Below are 6,671 nucleotides of genomic sequence, written 5' to 3'. Positions count from 1 at the left end.
CTGGCGATGGACTCAAGTGCGCCGCGTTTATCCGGTTCACACGCGTTATCGTTAACGACCATCGCTGGCAAGCCAGCGCCTACACGCAGCTCCGCATGAAATGGCGCAGGCCGCGATCGGAGGCGGTTGCCAAGCTATCCTCAAATCAGCAATCTCAAGTGACGTTCGAGCCGATTTTTCGATGCCCACAGGAAGCCAAGCATGCCTGTAACTGTTCTAGTACTGGTTGAAACCATCAATGATTACCTGCCCATCCTGGAACATCAGGGCTTTCACCTGATTCTCGCCCCGACACCCGCCGAGCGTGCCGAAGCCATCGCCCGGCACGCCGGGCAGATCGACGCCGTCCTCACCCGTGGCCCATTGGGGCTGTATGCCGATGAAATCGCCGCGCTGCCCAACCTCAAGATCATCTGCGTGATCGGCGCCGGCTATGAACACGTCGACCTGCAGGCCGCCGCCGACCGGGGCATCACCGTCACCAATGGCGCCGGGGTCAACGCCTCGTCCGTCGCCGACCATGCCATGGCGCTGCTGCTGTCGCTGGTGCGCGACGTGCCCCGCTGTGATGCCGCCGTACGGCGCGGCGAATGGCCGAAAATCATGCGCCCTTCCCTCGCCGGCAAACGCCTGGGCATCCTCGGTCTCGGCGCGGTCGGCATGGCCATCGCCAAACGCGCCGCCAACGGCTTCGACATGAGCGTGTGCTACCACAATCGCCAGCATCGCAGCGATGTGCCCTACACGTTCTGCTCGACGCCGACCGAACTGGCGCGCGCCTCGGACTTCCTGATCGTCGCCACGCCCGGCGGCCTGGGCACCAGGCACCTGATCAATCGCCACGTGCTCGACGCGCTGGGCCCCAAGGGGTTTATCGTCAACATTGCCCGGGCCAGCGTGATTGTCACCACCGACCTGATCACCGCCCTGGAGCAACGCCGGATCGCCGGCGCCGCGCTGGATGTGTTCGACGCCGAACCGAAAGTACCGGATGTGCTCAAGACCCTGAGCAATGTGATCCTCACGCCCCATGTCGCCGGGCTGTCCCCGGAAGCCACCCAAGGCACCGTCGAACTGGTGGGCAAGAACCTCGTGGCGTTTTTCTCCGGCCAACCGGTGCTCACGCCGATCGACTTGCCGCCCGCCATGAGCCGGGTCACCCATTGACGACGATTCAAACAGCTGTATCAAAAACAATGATTGGCCGGCAACACGCTCACCTATAAGAGCCGTTCGCGGTTGTGGGTGCGCCGTGTGCGCATTAGATTAGCCAATAGTTTCAGGCCTCCAGAATAAGCAGAAGGGATAAGCATGGCGCTTACTGACCAGTCCACCCGTATCCGCACCGGCGAAGAACTCGATGCCAGCCTGATCGATCCGTACCTCAAGGCCCATATTCCGGGGCTCAGCGGTTTGCCGCAGATCAGCCAGTTTCCGGGCGGCGCTTCAAACCTCACCTACTTGCTGGAATACCCCGAACAGGAATTCGTCCTGCGTCGCCCGCCCTTCGGCCACAAGGCCAAGTCGGCCCACGACATGGGTCGTGAATTCCGCATCCTCAATCAATTGCGCGACGGTTTTCCGTACTGCCCGAAAGCCTACGTGCACTGCACCGACGACTCGGTGATCGGTGCCGAGTTCTATGTCATGGAACGGGTCAACGGCATCATCCTGCGCTCGGACCTGCCACCGGAGCTGGGCCTGGATGCGACGAAAACCGAAGCCCTGTGCAAGAGTTTCATCGACAAGTTCGTCGAACTGCACCAGGTCGACTACAACGCCTACGGCCTCGGTGACCTCGGCAAACCCGAAGGTTACGTGGCGCGGCAAATCAAAGGCTGGAGTGATCGCTACGAAAAAGCCCTGACCCCCGATGCACCACAATGGGCAACGGTCAAAGCCTGGCTCAACGACAAGATGCCGGCCGACCATCCGACCTCCAGCATCGTGCACAACGACTACCGCTTCGACAACGTGATCCTCGACCCGAACAACCCGATGCAGATCATCGGCGTGCTCGACTGGGAGCTGACCACCCTCGGCGACCCGCTGATGGACCTGGGCAACACCCTCGCCTACTGGATTGAAGCCAATGATCCGGCACCGGTACAGATGATGCGCCGCCAGCCAAGCCATGCGCCGGGCATGCTGACCCGTCGCGAGTTCGTCGATTACTACGCCGAACGCTCGGGCATCCGCATCGACAATTTCGACTTCTACTACACCTACGGCCTGTTCCGCCTGGCCGGCATCGTGCAGCAGATCTACTACCGCTTCTACCACGGCCAGACCCAGGACAAACGTTTCGCGCAGTTCATTCACATGAACAAACTGCTGGAACAGATGAGCCTGCAGGTCATCCAGAAATCCACCCTGTGACCCTGATTCTGCTCGATTACACACAATCCCCTGTAGGAGCGAGCTTGCTCGCGAAGGTCGTGAACGATAACGCCCGTTCACTGACCAAACGCAGCAAGCCGTCCCTACCAAACAGCATCAGCGACACCCCCGGCATTTGACTCGATAACAAGACTTTTTATAAGGGAATCCCATGTCCAAGACTCAGTTGTTCGACCTCGACGGCAAGATCGCTTTCGTCTCCGGCGCCAGCCGTGGCATCGGTGAAGCCATCGCCAAACTGCTGGCCCAGCAAGGCGCCCATGTCATCGTCTCGAGCCGCAAACTCGACGGCTGCCAACACGTCGCCGACGCCATCATCGCCGCCGGCGGCAAGGCCACCGCCATTGCCTGCCACATCGGCGAAATGGAACAGATCAGCCAGGTCTTCGCCGGCATCAAGGAACAATTCGGCCGCCTGGACATCCTGGTCAACAACGCCGCAACCAACCCACAGTTCTGCAACGTCCTGGACACCGACCTCAGCGCCTTCCAGAAAACCGTCGACGTCAACATCCGCGGCTACTTCTTCATGTCGGTCGAAGCCGGCAAACTGATGCGCGAAAACGGCGGCGGCAGCATCATCAACGTTGCCTCGATCAACGGCGTTTCGCCGGGCGTGTTCCAGGGCATCTACTCGGTGACCAAGGCAGCCGTGATCAACATGACCAAGGTGTTTGCCAAGGAATGCGCGCAGTTCGGGATTCGTTGCAATGCCTTGCTGCCGGGCCTCACCGACACCAAATTCGCCTCGGCACTGGTAAAAAACGAAGCCATTCTGAACACCGCTTTGCAGCAAATTCCGTTGAAGCGGGTGGCGGATCCGAGTGAGATGGCGGGGGCGGTGTTGTACCTGGCCAGCGATGCGTCGAGCTACACCACAGGTGTTTCGCTGAATGTGGATGGCGGTTTCCTGTCCTGATGGCCTGAGTACCACAATCCCTGTGGGAGCAAGCTCGCTCCCACAGAGTGATACCCCGGGCAAGTCGGGGTTGTTGCGCATCGCAGCGCCCGGATTTATTGCGTGACGCAGCGAGTCGTGGTGGTTAATCGGGTCACCTGCCCGTTTTCACCCCGTACATCGCCCAGGACATCGGTTTTATCCATGGCCTGGCAGGTACGTTCAGGAGGGGGTCGCGTGACTGTTGGAGGGGGTGGCGGACTGGCGCAGCCGCCGAGAATCGCCACGCAGAATGCCAGCGACAATGGTGAGGTAACGCGTTTCCCAAGATTTTTCATAGGTTGACCCGCGATAAGTGATCGACACATTTTTGTGACAACAGAACCGGTGTGCAAAATCCACACACCTGTCACAAAAATAAATATTTGCGAATCACTGATGGCCCAGCCGGTGGCCAACGCCGGTAAAAGCTGGCAGTTCTTACATCACCGGATCAGGGTGTTGCAGGAAATTGCTTTGCAGTTCGTAACGCTATTCTTCGATCAATGCGAGCTGGCCTCATGGGGCTGCTCCTTCAGCGGTTTACGAACGGGGCAATGAAAAGCTTGAAGGGACGGTGGTCCTTTGACTATTGCACGTTAAAGGACGCACCCAGCCCCGCCAACTTGTCCGGATTACGCATGATGAAAACCCGGTTCACCCGCCCCGTTTCGTCGAAAGCAAACGTCATCGACGCGGTGATAACACCGTCGGCCTTGATCACCACACCTTGAGCACCATTGATTTCAATGGGTAGCCATTCACACGTTTGCCAATAGGTGTGCAACGACTGACCAATGAAATCCAGCACGCTTTCGATGCCAAACAGCGTTTCACGGATCGCCGAAGCCTTGCCGCCGCTGTCGGCGCAGAGTTCGACGTCTTCGCTCAGCATCGCGCTCAAGTTCGCCGTGGAACCATTGGCGATGGCGTTGTGGAAGGCACTCAGCAACTGGCTTTGGCGCGCGGGTTCCGGTTGATAGCGGGTTTGGGCACCGCCAAGACTGGACTTGGCCCGCGACACCAGTTTTCGGCAAGCGGCTTCCTGCACTCCGACTGCGTCGGCGACTTGCCCGTAATCCATGTCGAAAATTTCGTACAGCAGGTACGCGGCACGCTCCTTGGGTGTCAGCCGTTGCAACAACAACACGAACGCGGTGGACAGCGACGAAGCCAGTTCATGCATGTGTTCGGGTGAGTCCTGGTGGGTCGTGTGAATCGGCTCCGGCAACCAGGTGCCAATGTAGTCGACACGGGATTTGTGCGCCGAGCGCAGCACATCGATGCAGTGCCGGGTGCAGGCCGTGGTCAGCCAGGCGGCCGGCGTGGAGATGGAGGCGCGGTCCGCCTCCAGCCACTTGATGAACAACTCTTGCAGCGCATCCTCGGCTTCGGCGCGCGAGCCGAGAATGCGATAGGCCAGACCGAGCAAAAAGGGCCGGCGCTGCTCGAACACAGTGGCGGCGTTTTCAGCGGAATTCATCAATCAGTGCCTCGACACCTGTAAGCGGTTCCACAGGTTGATCATGCCGATCTCGGCCGTCAAGGCGCCGATCTGTTCGTCGTTGAAATGTGCCCTCAGCTCACCGCGCAGGCTGGCGTAATCGGTTTTTTCATCGAGCGCCGTCAAGGCTTCGGTCCACGCCAGCGCAGCGCGCTCCGCAGGGCTGAAATCACTGACGTGACGCCAGACGATCAGGCGATCCAGACGCTCGTTGGTTTCGTTGGCCTCACGGGCTTCGCGGGTGTGCATCTTCACGCAGAAACCGCATTGGTTGATTTGTGAGGCGCGCAGGTGGATCAAGTGCTTGAGGCTGGGGTTGAGGTCATGATTGTTGAGTGCGATATGGACCTGGGTCAGGCTTTCGAAAACCTGTGGAATCGATTGCAGCAGGTTGACCGCTTGGGTGTTGGACGACATTGTGTTGCTCCACTGATTGAGGGGTTCAACAGGATGACGATTGACGTTTGCGCTTTGTGACGTGCACTGAAACATTCAGCGCACGTCACACAGTTCAAGCAGCCAACTCACCCTTGGCAACCGCCGCCGAAGCCGCCAGCATCGCCCGCAACAGCACCGCACACCCGGCCGCCAGGTCATCCGGCGCGGCGTTTTCGATTTCGTTGTGGCTGATGCCGCCTTCGCACGGCACGAAGATCATCCCTGCCGGGCCGAGTTCGGCAAGGAAGATTGCGTCGTGCCCTGCTCCGCTGACGATGTCCATGTGCGACAGACCCAGGCCTTGGGCAGCGCCGCGCACGGCTTCGACGCAGCCCTTGTCGAAGTACAGCGGCGGGAAGTCGGCCGTTGGGGTGAGTTCGAAGGTCAGGCCGTGTTCGTCACAAGTGGTTTCGATGACTTCGCGCACTTCGGCGATCATCGAGTCCAGGCGCGCCGGTTCCAGATGCCGGAAGTCCAGGGTCATGCGCACTTCGCCGGGGATGACGTTGCGCGAGCCGGGATAGGCTTGCAGACAACCGACGGTGCCGCAGGCATGGGGTTGATGGCTGAGGGCGGCGCGGTTGAGTGCACCGACGATCACCGCAGCGCCGACCAGGGCGTCCTTGCGCAGGTGCATCGGGGTCGGGCCGGCGTGGGCTTCGACGCCGCGCAGTTTGAGGTCAAACCATTTCTGCCCGAGGGCGCCCATCACTACGCCAATGGTTTTGCGTTCGTCCTCCAGGATCGGGCCTTGCTCGATGTGGGCTTCGAAGTAGGCACCGACTTTGTGGCCGCTGACTTTGCGCGGGCCGGCGTAGCCAATGGCATTCAGTGCTTCACCCACAGTCACGCCATCGGCATCGACCTTGGCCAGGGTTTCTTCGAGGGTGAATTTTTCGGCGAACACGCCGGAGCCCATCATGCACGGGGCGAAGCGCGAGCCTTCTTCGTTGGTCCAGACCACCACTTCCAGCGGTGCTTCGGTTTCGATGTTCAGGTCATTGAGGGTGCGTAGCACTTCGACGCCCGCCAACACACCGAAGCAGCCATCGAACTTGCCGCCAGTGGGTTGGGTGTCGATGTGGCTGCCGGTCATCACCGGTGGCAGGTCGGGATTGCGTCCGGAACGGCGGGCGAAGATGTTGCCAACGGCGTCGATGCTGACGGTGCAGCCGGCCTCCTGGCACCATTTGACGAAGATGTCCCGGGCCTGGCGATCGAGATCAGTCAAGGCCAGGCGACACACGCCGCCCTTGACCGTGGCGCCGAGTTTGGCCAGCTCCATGAGCGATTGCCACAGGCGGTCGCGGTTGATGTGCTGATGGCTGGACTGCAGAACGTCTACGGCCGCGTTCATGATGATCTCCTCTGGCTGTTCTTAGGTGTTTCTTC

At 60.2% G+C, this 6,671-nt stretch carries 6 protein-coding genes; 3 read left to right on the top strand and 3 right to left on the bottom strand.

Annotation, left to right across the window (positions count from 1 at the left end; genetic code table 11):
- Positions 1 to 201: 201 nt before the first annotated feature.
- The 3 genes from AC07XF_RS26640 to AC07XF_RS26630 all read left to right on the top strand — a co-directional run bounded on the left by AC07XF_RS26640 (position 202) and on the right by AC07XF_RS26630 (position 3,319).
- The gene (locus AC07XF_RS26640; protein ID WP_495028884.1) at positions 202 to 1,167 is read left to right on the top strand and encodes a 2-hydroxyacid dehydrogenase; all 966 of its coding nucleotides are present in this window, start codon (positions 202 to 204) and stop codon (positions 1,165 to 1,167) included.
- Between the two features lie 144 nt (positions 1,168 to 1,311).
- The gene (locus AC07XF_RS26635; protein WP_495028883.1) at positions 1,312 to 2,379 is read left to right on the top strand and encodes a phosphotransferase family protein; all 1,068 of its coding nucleotides are present in this window, start codon (positions 1,312 to 1,314) and stop codon (positions 2,377 to 2,379) included.
- Between the two features lie 172 nt (positions 2,380 to 2,551).
- Positions 2,552 to 3,319: an SDR family oxidoreductase gene (locus AC07XF_RS26630; RefSeq protein ID WP_095195000.1), complete on the top strand. Its 768-nt coding sequence runs from the start codon at positions 2,552 to 2,554 to the stop codon at positions 3,317 to 3,319.
- Between the two features lie 607 nt (positions 3,320 to 3,926).
- Here the strand turns inward: AC07XF_RS26630 and AC07XF_RS26625 are convergent.
- The 3 genes from AC07XF_RS26625 to AC07XF_RS26615 all read right to left on the bottom strand — a co-directional run bounded on the left by AC07XF_RS26625 (position 3,927) and on the right by AC07XF_RS26615 (position 6,636).
- Complete coding sequence (locus AC07XF_RS26625; RefSeq protein ID WP_495028882.1) at positions 3,927 to 4,820, bottom strand: sigma-70 family RNA polymerase sigma factor; 894 nt, start codon at positions 4,818 to 4,820, stop codon at positions 3,927 to 3,929.
- A gap of 3 nt (positions 4,821 to 4,823) precedes the next feature.
- Positions 4,824 to 5,258, bottom strand: a complete 435-nt coding sequence (locus AC07XF_RS26620) for a carboxymuconolactone decarboxylase family protein (RefSeq protein ID WP_495028881.1) — start codon at positions 5,256 to 5,258, stop codon at positions 4,824 to 4,826.
- A 94-nt stretch (positions 5,259 to 5,352) separates the two neighbouring features.
- On the bottom strand, positions 5,353 to 6,636 hold the full coding sequence (locus AC07XF_RS26615) for a Zn-dependent hydrolase (protein WP_495028880.1): 1,284 nt from the start codon (positions 6,634 to 6,636) through the stop codon (positions 5,353 to 5,355).
- Positions 6,637 to 6,671 lie beyond the last annotated feature (35 nt).

Source organism: Pseudomonas sp. GW821-FHT01C01 (genome assembly GCF_059422645.1).
Note: the sequence above shows the minus strand (reverse complement) of the source record. Positions and strands in the feature narration are given on the sequence as shown.

Coding starts and splice junctions, on each gene's coding strand:
- AC07XF_RS26640 (WP_495028884.1), top strand. CDS start 202: ATGCCTGTAACTGTTCTAGTACTGGTTGAAACCATCAATGATTACCTG.
- AC07XF_RS26635 (WP_495028883.1), top strand. CDS start 1,312: ATGGCGCTTACTGACCAGTCCACCCGTATCCGCACCGGCGAAGAACTC.
- AC07XF_RS26630 (WP_095195000.1), top strand. CDS start 2,552: ATGTCCAAGACTCAGTTGTTCGACCTCGACGGCAAGATCGCTTTCGTC.
- AC07XF_RS26625 (WP_495028882.1), bottom strand. CDS start 4,820: ATGAATTCCGCTGAAAACGCCGCCACTGTGTTCGAGCAGCGCCGGCCC.
- AC07XF_RS26620 (WP_495028881.1), bottom strand. CDS start 5,258: ATGTCGTCCAACACCCAAGCGGTCAACCTGCTGCAATCGATTCCACAG.
- AC07XF_RS26615 (WP_495028880.1), bottom strand. CDS start 6,636: ATGAACGCGGCCGTAGACGTTCTGCAGTCCAGCCATCAGCACATCAAC.